The sequence below is a fragment of the Pseudoalteromonas umbrosa genome, from assembly GCF_030125375.1.
GTDB lineage: Bacteria > Pseudomonadota > Gammaproteobacteria > Enterobacterales > Alteromonadaceae > Pseudoalteromonas > Pseudoalteromonas umbrosa.
Map to the genome: position 1 here is coordinate 291,339 of NZ_JASJUU010000004.1, position 20,973 is coordinate 312,311.

General features: G+C 41.1%; 17 protein-coding genes. 11 read left to right on the forward strand and 6 right to left on the reverse strand.

What is annotated here, in order from left to right:
* Nucleotides 1–64 precede the first annotated feature (64 nt).
* The 4 genes from gmk to QNM16_RS26470 all read right to left on the reverse strand — a co-directional run bounded on the left by gmk (nt 65) and on the right by QNM16_RS26470 (nt 4,562).
* Nucleotides 65–688, reverse strand: a complete 624-nt coding sequence (gene gmk / locus QNM16_RS16210) for a guanylate kinase (protein ID WP_284021475.1) — start codon at nt 686–688, stop codon at nt 65–67.
* A gap of 97 nt (nt 689–785) precedes the next feature.
* Nucleotides 786–2,798 carry a methyl-accepting chemotaxis protein gene (locus QNM16_RS16215; protein ID WP_284021476.1) on the reverse strand — a complete coding sequence of 671 codons (2,013 nt, stop codon included), beginning with the start codon at nt 2,796–2,798 and terminating at the stop codon, nt 786–788.
* A gap of 606 nt (nt 2,799–3,404) precedes the next feature.
* Nucleotides 3,405–3,725: a hypothetical protein gene (locus QNM16_RS16220; protein ID WP_284021477.1), complete on the reverse strand. Its 321-nt coding sequence runs from the start codon at nt 3,723–3,725 to the stop codon at nt 3,405–3,407.
* A gap of 642 nt (nt 3,726–4,367) precedes the next feature.
* Entirely contained in the window at nt 4,368–4,562 is a 195-nt protein-coding gene (locus QNM16_RS26470; protein ID WP_369291500.1) for a DUF1963 domain-containing protein, read from the reverse strand.
* Between the two features lie 355 nt (nt 4,563–4,917).
* Here QNM16_RS26470 and QNM16_RS16225 point away from each other — a divergent pair, with 355 nt between their 5' ends.
* On the forward strand, nt 4,918–6,927 hold the full coding sequence (locus tag QNM16_RS16225) for a hypothetical protein (RefSeq protein WP_284021478.1): 2,010 nt from the start codon (nt 4,918–4,920) through the stop codon (nt 6,925–6,927).
* A gap of 542 nt (nt 6,928–7,469) precedes the next feature.
* Here the strand turns inward: QNM16_RS16225 and QNM16_RS16230 are convergent.
* Nucleotides 7,470–8,330: a YicC/YloC family endoribonuclease gene (locus tag QNM16_RS16230; RefSeq protein WP_284021479.1), complete on the reverse strand. Its 861-nt coding sequence runs from the start codon at nt 8,328–8,330 to the stop codon at nt 7,470–7,472.
* Nucleotides 8,331–8,483: 153 nt separating this feature from the next.
* Here QNM16_RS16230 and rph point away from each other — a divergent pair, with 153 nt between their 5' ends.
* From rph to trmB, 8 genes are all read left to right on the forward strand, one after another.
* Nucleotides 8,484–9,197 carry a ribonuclease PH gene (gene rph, locus QNM16_RS16235; RefSeq protein ID WP_023399777.1) on the forward strand — a complete coding sequence of 238 codons (714 nt, stop codon included), beginning with the start codon at nt 8,484–8,486 and terminating at the stop codon, nt 9,195–9,197.
* Between the two features lie 14 nt (nt 9,198–9,211).
* Nucleotides 9,212–9,856: an orotate phosphoribosyltransferase gene (pyrE, locus tag QNM16_RS16240; protein WP_046354198.1), complete on the forward strand. Its 645-nt coding sequence runs from the start codon at nt 9,212–9,214 to the stop codon at nt 9,854–9,856.
* 146 nt (nt 9,857–10,002) lie between these two features.
* Nucleotides 10,003–11,352, forward strand: coding sequence for a UDP-N-acetylmuramate:L-alanyl-gamma-D-glutamyl-meso-diaminopimelate ligase (gene mpl, locus QNM16_RS16245; RefSeq protein ID WP_284021480.1), 1,350 nt, complete (start codon nt 10,003–10,005; stop codon nt 11,350–11,352).
* A gap of 4 nt (nt 11,353–11,356) precedes the next feature.
* Nucleotides 11,357–11,974 carry a flavin prenyltransferase UbiX gene (locus QNM16_RS16250; protein WP_284021481.1) on the forward strand — a complete coding sequence of 206 codons (618 nt, stop codon included), beginning with the start codon at nt 11,357–11,359 and terminating at the stop codon, nt 11,972–11,974.
* Nucleotides 11,975–12,016: 42 nt separating this feature from the next.
* Entirely contained in the window at nt 12,017–12,937 is a 921-nt protein-coding gene (locus tag QNM16_RS16255; protein WP_284021482.1) for an ABC transporter ATP-binding protein, read from the forward strand.
* Nucleotides 12,938–12,939: 2 nt separating this feature from the next.
* Nucleotides 12,940–13,707 (forward strand): ABC transporter permease, encoded by a 768-nt coding sequence (locus QNM16_RS16260; RefSeq protein WP_237137058.1) that lies wholly within the window; start codon nt 12,940–12,942, stop codon nt 13,705–13,707.
* Between the two features lie 301 nt (nt 13,708–14,008).
* A complete protein-coding gene (locus QNM16_RS16265; RefSeq protein ID WP_284021483.1) occupies nt 14,009–14,809 on the forward strand; it encodes a hypothetical protein in 801 nt (266 codons plus the stop codon).
* Nucleotides 14,810–15,016: 207 nt separating this feature from the next.
* Complete coding sequence (gene trmB / locus QNM16_RS16270; protein ID WP_284021484.1) at nt 15,017–15,691, forward strand: tRNA (guanine(46)-N(7))-methyltransferase TrmB; 675 nt, start codon at nt 15,017–15,019, stop codon at nt 15,689–15,691.
* A 26-nt stretch (nt 15,692–15,717) separates the two neighbouring features.
* On the opposite strand, the gene QNM16_RS16275 is transcribed toward trmB, so the two are convergent.
* Entirely contained in the window at nt 15,718–17,607 is a 1,890-nt protein-coding gene (locus QNM16_RS16275; protein WP_284021485.1) for a GGDEF domain-containing protein, read from the reverse strand.
* A 295-nt stretch (nt 17,608–17,902) separates the two neighbouring features.
* On the opposite strand from QNM16_RS16275, the gene panP reads away from it, so the two are divergent.
* The gene (gene panP, locus QNM16_RS16280) at nt 17,903–19,534 is read left to right on the forward strand and encodes a pyridoxal-dependent aspartate 1-decarboxylase PanP (RefSeq protein ID WP_284021486.1); all 1,632 of its coding nucleotides are present in this window, start codon (nt 17,903–17,905) and stop codon (nt 19,532–19,534) included.
* Nucleotides 19,535–19,886: 352 nt separating this feature from the next.
* Nucleotides 19,887–20,972: a sensor domain-containing diguanylate cyclase gene (locus QNM16_RS16285; protein ID WP_284021487.1), complete on the forward strand. Its 1,086-nt coding sequence runs from the start codon at nt 19,887–19,889 to the stop codon at nt 20,970–20,972.
* Nucleotide 20,973: the final 1 nt, after the last annotated feature.

The window sequence follows — 20,973 nt, forward strand, 5'->3', positions numbered from 1 at the left end:
GTTCGCCAAGCGAATGGTTAAAATTTATCGCGATTATGTCAGTCTCATCCAAGATTTAATGTGTTTAATCAGCGAGTAGATCTGCGATAAGCGCTTTGTGACGAGCTTGCTGCGCTTTGGTTTGCAGTCTCGCTGCGACAACAATGTGCTCTAATTCACAAAGCGCAGTATCAAAATTATCATTCACTATGACGTAATCAAATTCATCGTAATGGCTACTTTCTGACTTGGCTTCAGCCATTCTTGCTGCAATCACTTCTTGTGAGTCTTGACCACGGTTATTTAGGCGCTGCTCTAATTCGCTTTGCGAAGGCGGTAATATGAACACGGTTTTGACTTCAGGCATTAACGCTCGGACTTGCCTTGCTCCTTGCCAGTCTATATCTAAAAAGACATCGATGCCTTTGTTTAACTGATCTTCGATCGCTTGCTTTGACGTACCGTAGTAATTTTCAAAGACTTGCGCCCATTCAAAAAAATCGCCTTTATCGATCAGTGCTTTGAATTCATCAACGGAAACAAAGTGATAATGCTCACCATTGTTTTCACCAGGTCGTGGTGAACGTGTAGTATGTGATACTGAAACTTTAATATTGGCTTGTTTGTCCAATAAAGCTTTGATCAAGCTTGATTTACCAGCACCAGAAGGTGCAGATAAGATAAACAAGTTACCGCGAGTCATTGTCATAGTGAAACCTTTGTGTACGCAAAAGGGAGTATGTGCGCTTCTTACTCCCGTAAAAAGCGCTATTTTAAATCTTTGTGCGTCTACTTACCAGTTTTGGCTAGCCACGTAATCTAAATCGACTCACTAACACGGCCAGTTCCTCGGCTTGTTTGTTCAGCTCCTGCGCTGAATGTGCAGCGACTTGTGTATCTTGTAAAGAACTTTGGCTCGATTGTTCGATTTGTGAAATATCTCTGGCCATTTCACTGGCTACAACTGATTGCTCCTCAGTGGCGGTGGCAATTGATTGGATCATCGACGCGATTTCACTGGCACCGGTGACTATTCCTTCAAGTTGTGTACCCGCATCTTCAGCCATAGATACGCTATGATTAACTTGCGATACGCTGTTTTCCATGGATTTAACTGCATGTTCCGTTTGAGATTGAATTGACTGTACTGTACTAACAACTTCTTCGGTTGCTTTGGATGTGCGTTCAGCAAGCGTTCTTACTTCATCTGCAACCACGGCAAAACCACGCCCTTGCTCACCTGCTCGTGCAGCCTCAATTGCGGCGTTAAGCGCCAATAAGTTGGTTTGTTCAGCAATACTGCCAATCACCCCAATAACATTGCCAATCTGGCTGCTTAGTTCGCCAAGGTGTGTGACGTTTTCAGCGGTATCCTGTACCTCATTTGAAGCAGATTTAATTTTATCTACTGTAGCCGTCACTGTAGAGCCGCCCTCTGATGCAAGGCTGCGTGCGCCATCTGCGTGACTTGCGGCAACTTGGCTTTGTGATGCTACCTCTGACACTGTTGCACTCATTTGCTCTATGGCTGTGGCGACCTGTGTGGATTGGTCGGCCGACGCTTGGCTGCGAGAGGCAATTTGATTGTTTGTCTCAGCGATATCATCACTGGATGTTTTAACATCATTCACCACATTGCTGATAGCTTGTAGTAGAGAGTTGAGAGAGTTTGACATCTTATTAGTGGCTTCTGCGAGGCTGTCAATTTCATCTTTACCTTCATGAGTTAGTAACGGTCTTGAGATGTCTCCTTCACTAATGCCCTCGGCAATGGTGAGTACTTGACTTAAACGAGTCACAATCGAGCGACTGATCACAAATGCGACCGCGATAGCGATAATGGCAGCTACTAGGGTGATGAGAATAATAATCACAAGTGTGGTATTAAGCCCTTCAACTAATAAATCTAGTGCTTTAGTCGCATCATCTTTTTCCTCTTCACTAGAGACTTCAAGAATTTCGGACAGTTCTACCATTTGGTTTGCGGTAAGTTCTGCCAGCTTTTTCTGAGCCTTGGCATAGGCTGTTGAATCATAGGAGCGGAAAATTTCTTTTGCCTCACTTTGAATAGTTGCAAACATCTCTTCAATACGAGCAATATCTCGCAGTTCATTAGGTTTTTGCTCAAGTGGTTTTAACAGGTTTAAATAATGTCTGAAGCTTTGTGCATCGTCATTAAAATCCGCTTCCGCAGCTGGGGCACCTGTGGTGTGAGAAATGATAGCAGCGATCATGTCGCCACCTTCGTCGACCAATTCTAAATAATATCTAACACCAGGCAAGTCGTCGTTGAGAGATTCTTGTAAGTCGGATGATTTAAGTGCATCGTTAAATTCCTGTTCTTTCAACGAATCTAACAAGTCTTCCAGCGGTTGGCCCATTTCGGTGTCTAATTTATCAACGCGCAATTTTACTCGCTCGTACGCGCGTGGGTCATACTTGGCAAAAATTTCGTTGTTTACATCGCGGTGGAATTTCTCTGCCAGCTCCATGATACGTGCCATTTTGTCTCTGTCAGACTGCTTTGCAGATTCATAGCCGTAAAGCTCTTTTTGAGTGGATTTAAATCGCTCGAATAACTGATTAAATTGTCCAACCTTACTGACATCACCGTTAAGGTATTCAAGCGCGATATTATTGAGCTGATACTCTAAATGAAGTAGTCGGTTATATAAAATCATACCGGGTAGGTCATCACCTTTAACTTCAAAAGCTCTTGCTGTCTCAGTGGAGACTTTAAACCAAACAACGGTACTGGAAAAAACCATCAGTGCGATGAGGCAACCAAAGGATAAATAAAGCTTTTTACTCAAGTTCATATTGTTACCCAAGAAAGTTGTGTACTCCGATTCCCTGGAATATCAAATTTGCCTTTTCAAATTATTAATTAAGGATAAGAAAATTGCGAATTTATGAATTAATTTCCTGATTGTTTGTTATATCGACATAAAAAGGTTCATAAAAGCGTACTCTCGGTGAAGGATGCTATTTTTTACTTGTTTAAAAAGTAAACTTAGCTTTCTCACTTTTGATATAAAAGGTGTGATGCTTGTTATTGTGAATTAGGCTTGACGATGCGCAGCGAACTAACCTTCGCGGTTTGTCACCCTAGGGTGCCTAGAATGGAATATAACTAATGTGATACATACACAAGTCGCATAGGTGTTGATCTGTGGTAGCACTGCTGTGACAACAGCTAATATTTTGCTATATCGATATTTGTGCGCGACGAAGTAGTTTATTTCAAGGAGAACAAAATCTTGCACAAAAAAAGCTACGGATATGAGGTGTGGCTCACTATTTCTATCATATTTTGAGCCCTGTCAATTGGGGTAATGATTACTCTTCCCCCACACTCCTGTTTGTATAACTCTTAATCGGATACCGTACTCAACCGCTTTTTGTATGTACTGCTCTAGTTTATATTACGAAAAAAACTGATAAGTACCGCGAATAGAGGACCCCGCATCTGGGAGCCGGTTTCCTTCAGAGTCTATTGCACTATGTCTTGTATACGTTAAGCGCAGTTTGGACCCTGCTCTCAAAGTGGCTGCTTTCATAACTAATTGCGAGCCATCATCAAACTCAAATAGTAGCTCAATTCCTGCAAGTGGGTCATAGAATAAACCGTCAAAAATAGAAATAATTTGAGTTGACCAGTATGTTAGAGAGTCGTTTTGCTTAGCCCAATCATCGAACCTATCCCTACTGCTGCAATTTTGGGCCAACTCCCAAGCTAGGTACACGCGTTTTCTTGGCTAGGTGCATATAAGACTGAGCGCGTTTTGCCTTCTTATTAAATTGCTTTTTAAATATTGTTCAAGTAGCTAAATTTTGCAATTGGATGTGGTTGAATAAACCCATGATTTAAAAGCACTTTTATGAACTTTTTTATCTGTTGAGTAGTTTATATAATGTATAGGCTGATAGCTGTAAAGCTCTAAATATTAAGTGTTTTTTACTCGAGTATTTAAGCTTTGTCAGCTGTAAGTTTTTTCAATTTAAATATTTTATATGTGCTTTGGGTGAGAACGCATTAAACGACAGGCTATTTTGAATTTAAATTGAGCTACTAGACAGGCTGCGTGACAGGTTCATGCATGTATTTTGGTTTGTATTTGTATAAAAAAGTCCAGCAATGCTGGGTGCTTGTCAATAATTTGAATTTACCTAATTATTAATCAATGCTTTGGGGCTAACGATAGGTTTTTTTCTCTTATGTTATTGAAATTATGTGGTAATTAGCTTTGGTGCCATGGTGAGGTTAAGGCTTTATGCACTAAAACATCCGCCACTTGGAATAATAATAACCTTATATAATTTTTAAGAATATAAGCTCATGGAAGCGAAGGTTACAAACGACCAAGTTATTAAGCCGCAGCATTTAACTACAGTCCCAGTTGTACCACACTCGTGAAAACCCCAGCGCCACTCCACATGATATTAAAGTCATTATCAAATTTGGAATCCAACTGGAATAGTATTATCCATTCCTCTAGCTTAACATCGTAACGTTGATCTTGTGGAGTAAAATTAGCATATCTACCTATTTTATTGTTACTTGGATCTAAGTTATCAAACATATGATCTGCAGGGGCGGGTACTTCCTTTGAAAATTCAAAAAGCAAGGATTACTCAACCATAACGAGCAATTAAGTTAAGTGTATTGGATTATTATCGTAATCAGTTAAAGTAAGAACATTAAAATACATTGGACTTTAAAGGTTATTAATCAATGTCTGTACATTTGGTTATTCATAAAAAATGGAGAGATCTGAAATAGTCCTGGTTATTAATAGCGTGCATTAATCATTTCTTTATTTAAGGGTAAGAAAAATATACTCTGTTATGAAACATCGCACAGCATGTACAATCAAGTTGCATACCAGTGTATTTATACTGGAAAGGTTTTTAACCTGGTAATTAAAATAGTTGAAAATGAAGTTATCTTGTGAAATAGAAGGGCCTTTTAGCCACCTCATCCGAAAGTACATCCCTGCTGATGAATATTGGGAGTTATGTAAAATACAGCGGAAATTATCACTCTGTGAAGAAGAGCTGTCTGAAAAAAGTAATGATGAAATCAAAAGACGCATTAAGAATTTAGAAGAATATGAACAATTAGGATTTGTTTACATCGGTGAGAAAAAATGGCTAAAAGACTATCTTAGTAATCATTCGCAGTTTTCATACTCGACCTATTCTGACTGGGTTCTAGCTGTATTTAATAACTATGTTCTATTTAAACCATTTAAGTGGGGAATGTATGAAGATGAAAACGGCCGTACTAGTGATGAGTACCGGAATATTTGGTGCGGTAAAATCATAGAGGGAAGCGTCATTTCAATATTTAAGGAGCTAACAACCGCCAAGGCTATGGAAAAGGATTTAGGTCGATTTTTTGATTATGATATTGAAGTTTTTGGTTGTACAAAAGCACCAAATAAAAAAGCGATTACTTATGCGTATGAGTTTTTGCATGATTTTCCATATTACCTAGAACAAGCGCAAGATATATTAACTGATAAGCAATATGACATATACATAGACGGAATTTCCCTTATTGATCCTGATAACCATACTAATTGTGATTTAATGTATAGTACGGATTACGCCGACGGTATTAATATTGAATTCAGCGAAAGACAAAGGAAGAAATTTAGAAATTCGCATGGTCAAAAAGCAGATAAAATTAAAGATATTATAAAAAATACACTTGACCCATATAACTATCCGAAACTAGCTGCTTTATTGGATTCTTGCACCACTGATAATATATTTGGAAAATTATTATTTGGCTATTTACCATTGTTTTCTGATGAAGACTTTAAAACACTGGTTCAAAATATATGGCGAGAAAAAGACTGTATATATAAAGGAGCTGAACAATCTGCTTTAATGCTTGAAGTGAAATCTTTCGCCACCCTAGAGAAGGAAATCATTCAATGTAATCAATGTGATGAACGCTTTGCTACAGATATAGCCTTCGAGTGGGGTAATATTGTTAATTATCCAACCTACAAAGTGGGTGATCATATTTGTTGGGGTGACATCAATAAGGGAGAAAAATACTTTGATGAGTTATTTGTTGTGGGTCGCTCATTATCTCGTTGTAAAAACTGTAATAATTATGCTCCTGAGACACTTATTCACATTAAAGCAAACAAAATAATTGAGCTAGCAGGTGACAAGATAAGGTCATTACCTTATGGCACTATCGGAGAACCGTTTATTACAAGCGATATGATACCTGTTGAAGATTACGAAAATCGTTTGTTTAAAGACATGGTCAGTCAGGCATACTTAAGTAAGAAAAATACGGAAGCTGTTCCTACCCACAGTGTCTGGCGTACTATTCAGACAATGGTTAGAAAGTCACCCTTTAGCGATCCAAAGTGTAACCTAAGTGATATGGACAGGATCTTACAGGCACCATTCTCACGTTATTCAGAATGGGTAAACCTTAGAAGGTTATTTTTCTTGGAGCGCCATTGTTGGGATAAGAAAACCTATCAACGAATGGCTAATTATCTAAATCTTCATTATTACACTAAAAATCAATATGATGAAATTGATCATCAGACCCCTATTAAATCTTGCTGCATATTGAAGGGTGTAAATATAGACAATAAAAAAATGGATTATGTGTTTTATTGGGGAAACCTGTTGAATTTCCCTGAATATCAACTTGGTGAGAAAATTCAGTGGAGTGAGTATTCGGTTGGTGAGCAAGAGTTGACCGATGTGCATTTAATAGGCCACCCTTTGCAACCGACTTCAAATGAAACTCAAGTCATTTCAATCAGACTGGTAGATGGTACATTAGTATCCGTTGAACCCCATAAGTGGAGTAATATTTATCAAATTGAACGAGATAGTCGTATTGCTTATTTAGGTCCGGATTGGGATCCTTATCTTACATGGGATGACGTGTATTTAATGAAATAGTCATAATTTCAATGCTATTCAAAGCGAGGTACATAATTATCTCGTTTTCCAAAAATCTCCATTTTTAGAACGCCACTTATAAAATGTACTTTGACCATGCTATGTTTCCGGCACGGGCACGTCTGATTCAGCTTCTTTGCTCATGCCGACTATCTGTGTTTCGGTGAACTTACTTTTTCGCAACATAAAACTTCCTTCTTATATTGGTAGAAATTCTACTTATGAACTGTTTCAGTTTATGGGGGGTTACAGTTATATCGAAAATGAAAGCTCGCATAGCCTGATTTAATAATGAGTAGGTAAAGCCCTTCATCATCAGAAATACCGTTGATAACAGTACCCGACTGGAGCAATTTTTTATTTTAGTTTCGCTTAATATCCTTTAATCCTTTGATGTTGAAGTGAATGAGAGTTGGTTTTGGTGGTACCAATTCAGTACCAGTGGCAGTACCAATTAGGTGAAAATTTATGGGATTGTATGGGACTAACGAAGTCCCACATCCTATAAGGCTTTGTGGGACTTAGTGATACCTTATGGTTTCCTACTCAATATTCTGGATTTGTTCGCGCATTTGCTCAATCAGAACTTTAAGTTCTACTGCTGCATTAGTGATCTCAGCATTGATAGATTTTGAAGCAAGTGTATTCGACTCACGGTTAAACTCTTGCATCATAAAGTCTAAACGACGGCCGCATGCGCCACCTTTTTTCAAGATTTTATGCGTCTCTTTGACGTGAGATTTTAAGCGGTCTAGCTCTTCTGCAACATCTTGCTTTTGTGCAAGGTAAATCAGCTCTTGCTCTAAGCGTGACTCATCGATGTCTGTTTGCAGCTCCTCTAGTTTTTGTGAGAGCTTGTCACGCTGCCATTTAGTCACTTCTGGCATGTGGCCTTCAACAACAGCGACTTGTTCAAGAATACTGTCTAGACGCGTGGTGATCATGCTCTCAAGGTTTGCACCTTCAGAGGCTCTTGCCGCTTTAAAGTCTTGTACGACTTCGTCAAAACCGGCAAGTAATGCACTGTTTACTTCATCTAAATCGACTTCTTCAGCTTCCATAACGCCTGGCCAGCGTAAGATTTCAGTCGGGTTGATATCTCCACCGCTGATAGATTGCACCCATTTAGCGTTTTCTAAGATTTGTTTGGCTAGGGTTTCGTTAATAGACAGCTGACCAACGTGTGCTGGGTTTGCTGCAAATTTTAAATAGACTTCCACTTTGCCTCGCTGCAGTTGCTTGCGAAGGCGTTCACGTACTACTGGCTCTAATGCCCTGAATTGCTCCGGCGCGCGGATAAATGTTTCGAGATAACGTTGATTGACTGAGCGGATCTCCCAAACCCCAGTGCCCCAATCGCCTTTTACCTCTTTTCGAGCGTAGGCGGTCATACTATGGATCATATAAAGTTCCTATTTAATTAAGTTTGCGTGGCCATTATAGCCTAAGAAAAACGCTGCTCGATAGGTAAAGCTAAGATTTCTTTTGGTATTGCGTGGCATAGCGCAAAGGATCCCTTTATAATATTGCGAAACTTTGATGATAGGGGAACGTGGATGCGTCCAAGCGAAAGAACTGCAAATCAGATTAGACCTGTAACATTTACCCGTAACTATACAATGCATGCTGAAGGCTCAGTGCTTGTAGAGTTTGGCAATACAAAAGTGCTGTGTACAGCTACTGTGGAAGCGGGCGTACCGCGTTTTATGAAAGGACAAGGTAAAGGTTGGATCACTGCAGAGTATGGCATGCTTCCTCGCTCTACTCACACTCGTAATGGCCGCGAAGCTGCAAAAGGCAAGCAAGGTGGTCGTACGATGGAAATTCAACGTCTTATCGCACGCGCTTTACGTGCTGCGGTTGACCTATCGGCACTAGGTGAAAACACCATTACAATTGATTGCGACGTGTTGCAAGCAGACGGTGGTACACGTACAGCATCAATCAGTGGTGCATGTGTGGCATTGGTTGACGCACTGACGCACATGCGTGCTAAAGGCATGATCAATGCAAACCCACTTAAGTTCATGATTGCCGCAATTTCTGTAGGTGTATACAACGGTGAAGCAATCAGTGACCTAGAGTACCTTGAAGACTCAGAAGCCGAAACTGACATGAACGTAATTATGACAGAAACCGGTAAGCTGATTGAAGTTCAAGGCACTGCTGAAGGCGAACCTTTCTCATTCGAAGAGCTTGATGAGTTGTTGGCACTCGCTAAGCATTCAATTCGCGAGATCATCGATATTCAAAAACAAGCATTAGCGTAAACAGTAGGTGAGTTATGAAACAGTATCAAAAAGATTTTATTGAATTTGCGCTGGAAAAGCAGGTGCTAAAGTTTGGTGAGTTTACGCTTAAATCAGGTCGTACTAGCCCTTACTTCTTTAATGCTGGCTTATTTAATACGGGTCGTGACCTTGCGCGTTTAGGTCGTTTTTATGCTGCAGCACTAGAAGATGCGGGCATTGCTTATGATGTGCTATTTGGCCCAGCCTATAAAGGCATTCCAATTGCGACAACAACTGCGGTTGCACTGGCTGATCACCATGACAAAGACGTACCTTACTGCTTTAATCGTAAAGAGAAAAAGCAGCACGGTGAAGGCGGAAACCTAGTTGGTTCAGAGCTTAAAGGCCGTATTATGTTGGTTGATGATGTGATAACAGCAGGTACTGCGATCCGTGAGTCGATGGAAATTATCAAGGCGAATGAAGCAGACTTAGCTGGTGTATTGATTGCCCTTGACCGTCAGGAAAAAGGTAAAGGTGAGCTTTCTGCAATTCAAGAAGTAGAGCGCGACTTTGGCACAGAAGTGGTGTCGATTGTTAAGCTTGCTGATCTAATTACTTACCTAGAGCAACAAGGTAGCGCGTCTGAGCATCTAGCGGCAGTTAAAGCGTACCGTGACCAATACGGTGTTGCTTAAGTTGTAACTAAATTGAGTACTTACTAAAAATACCAGCCAACAGGCTGGTATTTTTTTGTCTGTGCAAAAGTGTTTTGCGTACAAAGTCAGCCTAGGCTCATTGGAGTATGTTACTCTAGGGGCAATTTTCATAACTAGCTGAACTTATGCATATTCATATTCTTGGGATCTGCGGCACCTTTATGGGGGGCATTGCCGCCATCGCACAATCTTTGGGCCATAAAGTCACGGGCTCAGACCAAAACGTTTATCCGCCAATGAGTACCCAACTTGAGTCTTTGGGTATTGAATTAACGCAAGGTTATGACCCCGCTCAGTTAGAGCCAAGGCCGGATGTGGTTGTGATAGGCAATGCAATGAGTCGCGGCAACCCCTGTGTAGAGTATGTGTTAGAGAAAGGCCTGCCGTATACATCTGGACCTGAGTGGTTAAAACAGCATGTATTGCAAGATGCTTGGGTACTCGCTGTTGCTGGCACACATGGCAAAACCACCACAGCCAGTATGCTAGCTTGGTTGCTAGAATATGCAGGTCTTAAACCTGGCTTTTTAATCGGTGGGATTGTGCAAAATTTTGGTTTATCCGCTCGGATTACCGATACGCCATTCTTTGTTATCGAAGCCGATGAATATGACACCGCATTTTTTGATAAGCGCAGCAAGTTTGTGCACTATTTACCACGTACGTTAATTCTGAATAACCTTGAGTTTGATCATGCAGACATTTTTGCTGATCTAAATGCCATCCAGACCCAATTCCACCATTTAATCAGAACCTTGCCTGGGCAGGGGAAAGCGATTTATCCAGCACAAGATAGTGCAATAAATGAGGTGTTAGAGCGTGGTTTTTGGAGTCAAAAAGAATCGCTTGATGGGGATTGGTCGTATCAATTAATCGCGCCAGACGGCAGCCGCTTTAACGTGCTGTTGCAGGGCGAAGAAGTTGGTGAGGTAAACTGGTCTGCCATTGGTGAGCACAATGTGAAAAACGCCATTATGGCGATTGCTGCCGCGCGTCATGTCGGGATCCCAGTTGAGGTAAGCATTGAAGCACTGCAAACTTTCAAGTCGCCAAAACGTCGTATGGAACTCAAAGCCGAAATTGGTGGTGTGAGTGTATATGATGATTTTGCACATCATCCAACCGCGATTGAAACGACGCTTGCTGGGCTTCGTGCAAAGGTGGGCAGTGATGAAATCATTGCTATTTTGGAGCCGCGCTCAAATACCATGAAAATGGGTGTGCACCAAGATACGTTAATGAATGCGCTTGGCGCCGCTGATGAGGCCTTAGTCTATGAGCCACAAGGTCTTTCATGGTCATTAAAAGAAGCGGCACACAAAGCGGGTCGCCAATGTTTTGCGAGTACAGATGATATTATTAAGTACGTGATTTCGCAGGCCAAACCAAATCAGCATATTTTAATTATGAGTAACGGTGGTTTTAATGGCATTCATGATGCCCTAACTGCTGAACTTAAAAAGGTAATGTCATAAACCTATGTCACAATTTAAAGATCCAATTACGTTAGCATTTAGCGGCGCATCGGGTGCGCCATATGGCCTACGTTTATTAGAAGTTTTGGTCGCACTGGATTATCAAGTCTTTGTGCTTATCTCTAGCGCCGCGCGTGTGGTACTGGATACTGAGTCCAACGTTAAACTCTCTGGCAATGAAGCCAAAGCCACTGAACAGCTCAGTGCACTATGCAACGCCAAAGAAGGTCAAATTCAAGTCTTTGGGAAAGACAATTGGTTTAGTCCTGTTGCATCTGGTTCTGCCGCACCAAAGAAAATGGTGGTGTGTCCGTGTAGCGCAGGAAGTGTCTCAGCGATTGCACTGGGTGCATCAGATAACTTACTTGAGCGTGCAGCGGATGTGGTGATCAAAGAGCGTGGACAGTTAATATTGGTGCCACGAGAGACGCCATTTAGCCCAATCCATTTGGAAAATATGCTCAAGTTGAGTCAATTGGGCGTCACTATTATGCCTGCTGCGCCGGGGTTTTATCATCAACCGCAATCAATCGAAGATTTGGTTGATTTTATGGTGGCACGGATTTTAGACCATCTAAACATTGAACATAATCTGGCAAAACGCTGGGGATATGGCGAATAAATTGTTTGAAAACACATTATGGGGATTGGGGATCCGAAATACATGACAACTGCATTAAGTATAAAAGGCTTAAAAAAAGTCTATAAAAACGGTGTTGAAGCCGTTAAAGGGATAGATTTAGAGGTGCAAGAAGGAGATTTCTTTGCACTGCTTGGTCCCAATGGGGCGGGCAAATCGACAACGATAGGGGTTATTGCTTCTTTAGTGAATAAAACCCAAGGCGAGGTTAGTGTTTTTGGCCATTCGATTGATACTGCATTAGAAGATGCGAAATCTGAGCTAGGTCTAGTCCCTCAGGAATTCAACTTTAGCCAGTTCGAAACGCTGAATCAAATTTTGGTGAATCAAGCGGGCTACTATGGCGTACCTCGCCAAGTTGCACATCAGCGCGCCGAGAAATACCTCAAGCAGCTAGGACTGTTTGATAAAAAAGACAAGCAAGCACGCACCTTATCTGGTGGTATGAAACGCCGCTTAATGATCGCTCGTGCACTGATGCATGAACCAAAGCTATTGATATTGGATGAGCCTACGGCTGGTGTAGATATAGAGCTAAGACGCTCGATGTGGGATTTCTTGCGTGAAATTAACAGCCAAGGTGTCACCATTATATTAACAACTCACTATTTAGAAGAGGCTGAGTTATTGTGTCGTAATATCGCCATTATCGATAAAGGGGTGATTGTCGAGCACACCACAATAAAAGCCTTATTAGCAAAGCTGGACAAAGAAACCTTTATTTTAGACTTACAAGCTCCCATCAAGCCTGTATCGCTGTCAGGGTACCAGTTTACCTTGATTGATGATCACACGCTTGAAGTCGAAGTGGAGAAGTCACAAGGGCTTAACGGTGTCTTTGCGCAATTGAGCGAGCAGGGCAATACAGTGTTAAGTATGCGTAATAAAGCGAATCGCTTAGAGGAGCTATTTGTGGGGTTATTAGAGCAGGGGCGTAAGCAATGAGCATATTAAAATACCGTGTTGCACTGAAAAGTATTTGGATTAAAGAGTGCATACGCTTTTTGCGTATTTGGGTGCAAACCTTAGTACCGCCAGCCATTACGATGACGCTTTACTTTATTATTTTTGGTAGTTTGATTGGGTCTCGCATTGGTGAAATGGGCGGCTTTGGCTATATGGAGTTTATTGTGCCGGGTCTTATCATGATGTCGGTGATCACCAACTCCTACTCAAATGTGGCCTCTAGCTTTTATTCAACAAAGTTTCAAAAGAGCATTGAAGAGCTATTGGTTGCGCCCGTGCCTAACTATGTAATTGTACTCGGTTACATGGGGGGCGGTATGGCTCGTGGCATGCTGGTTGGCTTAATTGTAAGCTTGGTTAGTTTGTTCTTTGTGGATATTCAAATTCATAATATCGCAGTGATTGTGGCTACGGTGGTGCTCACCTCTGCTGTGTTTGCACTTGGCGGTTTGATCAACGCCGTGTATGCAAACAGCTTTGATGATATCAGTATTATTCCGACCTTTGTGTTAACGCCGTTAACGTATCTGGGGGGGGTATTTTATTCGATTCAGTTGCTCCCTGAGTTTTGGCAAGGCGTATCGCAAATCAACCCAATCATCTATATGGTTAACGCGTTCAGGTATGGTTTCTTAGGTGTATCGGACGTCAATATCTATGTTGCATTTGGGGTGCTCATTGGTTTTATTTCTGTGCTATTTACGATTGCACTGACACTGATTAAGCGTGGTGTTGGATTAAGGCATTAATAAACCATATAAAAGATGTCACACGCTTCTGGCTTGTTGCAGCAAGCCAGAACTCTAAACAACTATGTAACAAGCCTGCCTTTTCGTATCGTAAAATTTTCTACTTGCATTGATAAAACTCTACTTACAAATTGCTTCATTTTATGGGGAAGTTGACCCTGTCCAGCCATTTTATAGTGGCTTGCGTGTAATGTTATTTTGGTTTACATTTTTGTTTCAGTTTGTGTGCGTTTTTATTTACATTTTGTGTTGTTTTTGTGTGTGGATTACATACAACATATTTATTTAAAAGGAAATTATAATGATTAGATTCTATTTTATTTTGTTGATAGTGGTTTTTTCTTTACCATCCGTTGCTGCATCTAAAGTTGGCCGCTTATTTTTCGTCTCCCAAGGGCAAGAAGTTGAAATTCGAAAAACTGGTATTAGAACCAATGTTGATTCACTCACATTTTATCGTCAATGTCTTTATAATGAAAATTGCACTTTTAGCGCTAATGATCGTGAAAAGATAGTCGAAGATTTTGTAATAGCTGTTATGTACAACCGCTTATATACATATAAGATTGAGCAGTATGATCCTTGTAAGGAATTAAACTGCACTCCTCATTCGATCGATCCTGATATTTTAAATGACGATAATAACTCTGAAGAGTATATTGATCCTGAAGGTATCAGTCGAAGAGAGTCGCCTGCGTCAACCCAAAGCAGATCTACGGACACAGTTGTTGATGCAGCATTGGCTCAAGTGGGTTCGAGTTCAGTATTGGCAGTTAGAGATCAGCTTTTAAAAAATAGCAAGCAAAAGCGACTATCAATACATACATTTTTCTTTGAAAAACAAGATTTTCAGCATAAACCTTTGATGATGTGTACACTTGAACAAGGTGGTCAATGTCAAGTTAATAGAAATGTAACGGTCACTAACTTTAATGATGGAAGCATTGGTATTGATTATCCCTATGATGGTTCTCCAGGTGCTGCTAGATTATCATTGAGTATTTCAGAAGCTATGAGTGAATGGGATTATGAGTGTACCATAGCGAGCACTGGCACATTTCCAAATATGACTATGCAACGTGTGTGCTTTTATCGACCTTAAGCTGGTTTGCTCTCTTTGTAGCGTTTCTTCTAGAAGCTACGCTGCGCTTGTGAATTTTCACAGCGTGGTTTTGGATAAAGATACGAACAGATAGCAGAGCGTAAGCTCTGCTTTTCCCTTCTTCTTGGGGATTTTATTCACCCCCCTATTTACTTTGGCCCTCAAGCTTTTAAAATTGCCCCATTCAAATGCAATATGATGAGTAACATGGCTGACGCAAACTCTCGAAGTATCACGACAAATCAGACTGGATTACATGAAAAGCTCGATGAAATTGTTCAAAAACACTTAAGCGCAGAGTTCAAAAAGCCCATTGCTGAGCACACCTTAAGGGCATTTAATGAGGTCAATGAAAAAGTACAGGCTTTTTCAGGTCCTATTATTCTAGATTCATGCTGTGGTGTGGGTGAGAGTACGGCAAACTTGGCTAAGCGTCATTCAGATGCCTTGGTTATTGGGATTGATAAATCATCGCATCGCCTTGATAAACATGATGTTGAGTACAAGCAAGATGAGCACGGTCAGTATATATTAGTGCAAGCTGATTTAAATGATTTCTGGCGCTTGGCTTACGAAGCAAATTGGCAGCCTAGCCACCATTATTTGCTGTATCCAAACCCATGGCCAAAAGCCAAGCATATTCAAAGGCGTTGGCATGGTGCCGCTGTTTTCCCTTTTATTGTCAAACTTGGCGGTGTACTGGAAGTGAGAAGTAACTGGTCTATTTACGTTGAGGAATTCGCTAGAGCACTGCAGCTTGCGGGTGTTAAAAGCGATGCTGAGGCGTATGAAAGTGAGCAGGCAATTACGCCCTTTGAGCGCAAGTACTGGGCCAGTGGTCAATCCAGTACTCGCTTAGTAGTTGATTTAAACCAAACTTAGCTATTTAATCGGTGAGGCCGCAATAGCTAGGCCTCATTGAGTTGCACTCGGGCAGTTCCTTCTTTAATGTGCGGTGCCGCTGCGCCAATGAATTCCCCCTCAAAAAGCGTAATATGTGTACCAGCTAATTGATTTAATTGCGCTTGGTTTTTTATTCCAGAAACAATTAATGAGATCTGGCTGTTTTTACATTGCTCGCCGATATGCTTCACCAGCCCTTTAACTTGAGGGTTATCTGCCAGCTGTTCAATCAGCTTTTCGTCCAGTTTTACTGCATTAATAGACATTTTAAGTATGCGACTAATAGTGAGCAGGCCACTATTGCGTGAGTTCACTAATATGTTGACACCCTTAGCACGCAATATACTGATGATTGCCGTCATATCGTTAAATTGGCTAATAAGCGCCTGTTCGTCCAATTCAAAAGTGATTAAATTAGGTTGCGGGTAGCGGTTAATTGCCTGAGTAATACATTCCATCATTTGCGGATCCCGCAAGTCTTGTGGAGTCAAAGCTAAACTCCAAGCAATATTGGTTTTTCGAAATTGTGCCACACATAACTCAAGCATTTGCTTGGTTAATTGCGAGTTAAGCCGCGAGTGCTTGATAACTTCCCCAAAGGCTTGAGACTTTAATATGACTCCTTGCTCTGTCAGTACTCTTGGCGCACAGTGGTACTGAACAATCTGCTGATCATTAATGTTAGCTCTAGGGGTAAAATAAGGAATGATCCTATGCTGGTCAAAAGCACTTTGCACCGTTTTCGCAATAGCTAAATTAGACTCTTGCAGTAACTTGGTTTTCTGTGTTTGCTGCCCATAAATATAGGTAGTTTGATGCAATTGCTGGGCTTGTCTACATGCGATGAAGGCATTTTCGAGCAACAGACCTTTATTACCACGTGCTATACCTGCTTTAAGTTGAATATATAGCATGGGATCATTGAGAATAGGTCTTGAAAATGGAAACTCAGAAATTAAATTATTTAAATAGTGCTCACCATTTGGCGTATCACAAAGTAACACCAGTTTTGAGGTGGCCAAGCGATATACCTTAAAAGGAGTGGTTAGGTTTTGGAAGTAACGCATCACATTTTGAATGACTTTATCACCGACACCTGCGCCATAAAAGCTGATGATTTCTTCAAGTTCACAAATAGAGATAATTGCGAGGCTCAGGTGCGACCTTTTCGCATTGCCTAAGTCTTGCTCAAGCGCTAAACGGTTTGCAAACCCCGTACGGGCATCGGTTGTAAGGGTGCGACGGTAAACAAGCATATACGTGCCAGCCACAAGTAAAGCAATGCAGAAGAAAAAGCTTGCTGACAGAGCTGCTTGAGTTACATTTTCTTGCAGCTGACTTTCTATATGTGAAATCGTAATGTCTGCGCCTGTGAGGTAAATCTGCCCATTGGGGGTAATATGAGGCACGAATATGGTTTTAAAATGCCCCCATTTATCAGAGGAGATCTCAAAGACTTCAGTGGTTGATAAAAAGGCCCCTTTATTACTTGTGGTGGCTTCTTCATAGATATCTTTGAATTGGGTGATATGACCTTTGGCAACATCATCGACTGTATAGCTGGAGGCTGTGAAACGCACATGGGGTGAGTCGTAAACCATTGAGTAGATGTACTCTACGCCAATAGATTGCGCAAGCTTTGTCAATTGTTCGCTGTGTGCTTTGTATTCGGAAAGTGATAAACCTGCCAAGTTGTCGTGGTAGCTTGAGCCGACAAATAAATTAGCGCTATGTGCCGCGATACGTAACTTTTCATCTATTTCGCTCATGATTGTCGCTTTACTACTTTGATAGGTGTAGTAAACGTATCCGACAAGAGAGGTGACAAAGATAATAAAGCCTATGAGTACCCAAGTTAAAGAAAGGGTACGATGAGCAAAGTTCCATTTAGTCATTGCAGTTCCAGTTGCGTGTAGCGTTAAATAATATTACAAATTTTATATCTTTGGTTTAAAGTTTACAAAGTTTTTAGCAGATTGCGCGCATTTTTTGTACCTGAAAACTTTCATTTTGTTTATTTATGGAGAAAATATCGGGCAAGTTTATTTTTTTACACCGCATTTAAAGACTTTCCGGCAACTTTAAAGTAGAGTTAGTGATTTCGTAATAAATTAGTAAGGTGGATGTGCCTGTCAGGCGTGATATCAGCGCAAGCGCACTTATCTACTCTATTTGTGATTGGGAATAACAATGGGTCCAAAGCGTTGTGCAGTCGCTTCTGAAGAAAGCTTGATGCGAATCTTTACCGTACCGGAAGCCCCTGGCTCTACACTCAGTAAAATAGAACAAGAAATCTCACATAATCTTGCAGGCTTTCTGAATGAGAATATTGCTGCAATTGAAAAGCCCCTGCATGAGATAGAGAAAGACTTTCAGTCTGCGGCTATTCCTGAAGAGCCGACTTTTGTGTCTGATTATGCTCAAGATATTATGGAGCAATTGGTTGCACACTCAGTGCATACTGCGTCACCAAGCTTTATTGGTCATATGACATCGGCCTTGCCTCACTTTTTGCTGCCTTTATCCAAGTTAATGGTCGGTTTGAACCAAAATTTGGTTAAGATTGAAACGTCTAAGGCATTCACCCCCCTTGAACGTCAAGTTTTAGGTATGATGCACCACCTAACGTATGGTCAAGATGAAGCATTTTATGAAAAGTGGATGCACAGTGCTAAGAATGCGCTTGGTGCGTTTTGCTCAGGCGGAACGATTGCCAATATTACCGCATTGTGGATTGCGCGAAATCGCTTATTGAAACCAGACGGGGAATTTAAAGGGATTTCGTCGCAAGGCATGTTTGCTGCTATGATGCACTATGGCTATAAAGGCCTTGCGGTACTCGTATCTGAGCGTGGCCATTACTCTCTTGGTAAAGCTGCTGATGTTCTAGGCATTGGCCGCGATAATTTCATTGCTATTCGCACCAACCAAAATAATAAAGTGGATATGAATGCCATGCGTGAACAAGCTCTCGAGCTTGAGGCGCAAGGGATCAAGGTGATGGCCATTGTTGGCGTTGCGGGCACAACTGAGACCGGTAGTATAGATCCATTGCATGAGATGGCCGCGTTATGTGAAGAGCTAGACTGTCATTTTCATGTAGATGCTGCGTGGGGAGGTGCAACATTACTGTCCAACACCTACAGACATTTATTGTCGGGCATTGAAAAAGCTGATTCAGTCACTATTGATGCACATAAGCAAATGTATGTGCCAATGGGAGCAGGTATCGTGCTGTTTAAAGACCCTGCGGCGACAGATGTGATTGAACACCATGCCGAATATATTTTACGTAAAGGATCGAAAGATTTAGGCAGTCATACACTTGAAGGTAGTCGACCAGGTATGGCGATGCTTGTTCATGCGTGCTTGCAGGTAATTGGTCGCAAAGGGTATGAAATGCTTATCGATCAGAGCATAGAAAAAGCCCATTATTTTGCTAACTTGATTGCTAAGCAAGATGATTTTGAGCTGATTTCTCAACCTGAACTTTGTTTACTGACATATCGTTATGTACCAAAGGAAGTTAAACAAGCATTACTTGAGGTCGATGAACAGGAAAAACTGGATATTTATGCGGCGCTGAATCGCCTTACGGCAAGTATGCAAAAACGCCAACGTGAAACTGGCCGGTCATTTGTATCTCGAACAAGATTGACACCAGAGCAGTACGGAAATCAGCCGACAGTGGTATTTCGTGTTGTCTTGGCAAATCCATTAACGTCCTATCAAATGCTCAATGAGATTTTAGAAGAGCAAAGGGAAATGGCTCAGCATGACCCTATTTTAAAAAAATATTTGAGTAAATACTTAAACAAATAAAAAGGAGCCTGCAGGCTCCTTTTTATTTGACAATGATAAATACGCCTCAATTTATATATAAAACAAATGGTTTGGGCTGGATGGTGAAAGATCAAATGCAATTTAGAAACACATTTTTTGATTCAAAATATTTTATCTTGATGTGAGTACCTTAATTAGGATAAATACAGTGCTTTTTTCTCTTATCGGCGTATTATTAGTTGAGGTAGCCAATAGTTTTCTTCCAACAGATTGTGTTTTGTTGATCTGAAAACAGTGATTTTAGGTTCAAGAGTACAGGCTACGCATTATTACATGTGACCATTATTAAGGGTTACAGAGTGTATAAACTAGATGTATTTGGGTGAAAACTTTGGCTGTAGATGTGAAAGAGTATGAAGGTGATATGTCTAACAATAGACATAATGAACTAACACATGTCACGCAGAGACTCAGAAGAGTCTTATCAAAAGAGGTTGATGTATCTGTTGGCCACCAACAATTTTTGTCGGATATTTTGCTTGAAGCGAAAGAGCTATTAAATGTTAGCCGCGTATCTGTGTGGTTATTCGATGATGCCGCTAAGCCAAGCAAGTTAATTAACTACGCCAATACAGATTGGGATGGGTTGATTACTGGGCCTTTACCTGAGCTTGCAGTGCAAGACTACCCTAATTATTTTCGCGCCATTATTAATGGCGAGACAATTTCCGCAAATGATGCGATGACAGATGCGAGAACCAGTGAATTTACGGATGGTTATTTAATACCACAGCAGATCTGCGCTTTACTGGATGCCGCGATTTTTCAAAATGGTTTGGCCATTGGGGTGGTATGCTGTGAAGGGCGTTTTGAACCCAGAAATTGGTTGCAATGGGAGGTAGTTGCGACTGAGCTTATCGCTGATTGTTGCAGTCGTAGGCTATTGGTGCATGAGTTATGGCAAATGCAGCAGCGCTTAACGGAGATGGCGTTTCAGGATGTGTTAACGGGGCTCAATAACCGTCGCTATGTAATGGATTATGCTAAGAGTGAAATGAGCCGTCATCAGCGCGCAGATAGGCCCCTAAGCTTGTTAATGATTGACCTAGATAGATTTAAGTTGATCAACGATAAGTACGGTCATGATGGTGGCGATGAAGTGTTAAAGCAATTTGCTCAGTGTTGTAATTCTTTGGTGCGCACGGAGGATTGCGTGTGCCGATTAGGTGGTGAGGAGTTTATTATTTTGCTACCTGAGACAGAAGTGGCGCAGGCAATGAGTGTGGCACAGCGGCTTAAAGAAAAAGCCGCAGCGTTAGAGGTTCAGTATGAAGGTGATATCATTCATTTTACGGTCAGTATCGGTGTCGCCAGCGTCAACCTAAATATGCCTTTTAGCCAATCTCTTAAAGCAGCAGATCAAGCTGTTTATCAAGCGAAAGCAGCCGGACGAAACCAGATAAAACTCGCACTGTAAT

Bases quoted from the DNA above. Each gene is read 5' to 3' on its own strand.
- gmk (WP_284021475.1), bottom strand. From the start codon at position 688: ATGACAATGACTCGCGGTAACTTGTTTATCTTATCTGCACCTTCTGGT.
- QNM16_RS16215 (WP_284021476.1), bottom strand. From the start codon at position 2,798: ATGAACTTGAGTAAAAAGCTTTATTTATCCTTTGGTTGCCTCATCGCA.
- QNM16_RS26470 (WP_369291500.1), bottom strand. From the start codon at position 4,562: ATGTTTGATAACTTAGATCCAAGTAACAATAAAATAGGTAGATATGCT.
- QNM16_RS16225 (WP_284021478.1), top strand. From the start codon at position 4,918: ATGAAGTTATCTTGTGAAATAGAAGGGCCTTTTAGCCACCTCATCCGA.
- QNM16_RS16230 (WP_284021479.1), bottom strand. From the start codon at position 8,330: ATGATCCATAGTATGACCGCCTACGCTCGAAAAGAGGTAAAAGGCGAT.
- rph (WP_023399777.1), top strand. From the start codon at position 8,484: ATGCGTCCAAGCGAAAGAACTGCAAATCAGATTAGACCTGTAACATTT.
- pyrE (WP_046354198.1), top strand. From the start codon at position 9,212: ATGAAACAGTATCAAAAAGATTTTATTGAATTTGCGCTGGAAAAGCAG.
- mpl (WP_284021480.1), top strand. From the start codon at position 10,003: ATGCATATTCATATTCTTGGGATCTGCGGCACCTTTATGGGGGGCATT.
- QNM16_RS16250 (WP_284021481.1), top strand. From the start codon at position 11,357: ATGTCACAATTTAAAGATCCAATTACGTTAGCATTTAGCGGCGCATCG.
- QNM16_RS16255 (WP_284021482.1), top strand. From the start codon at position 12,017: ATGACAACTGCATTAAGTATAAAAGGCTTAAAAAAAGTCTATAAAAAC.
- QNM16_RS16265 (WP_284021483.1), top strand. From the start codon at position 14,009: ATGATTAGATTCTATTTTATTTTGTTGATAGTGGTTTTTTCTTTACCA.
- trmB (WP_284021484.1), top strand. From the start codon at position 15,017: ATGGCTGACGCAAACTCTCGAAGTATCACGACAAATCAGACTGGATTA.
- QNM16_RS16275 (WP_284021485.1), bottom strand. From the start codon at position 17,607: ATGACTAAATGGAACTTTGCTCATCGTACCCTTTCTTTAACTTGGGTA.
- panP (WP_284021486.1), top strand. From the start codon at position 17,903: ATGGGTCCAAAGCGTTGTGCAGTCGCTTCTGAAGAAAGCTTGATGCGA.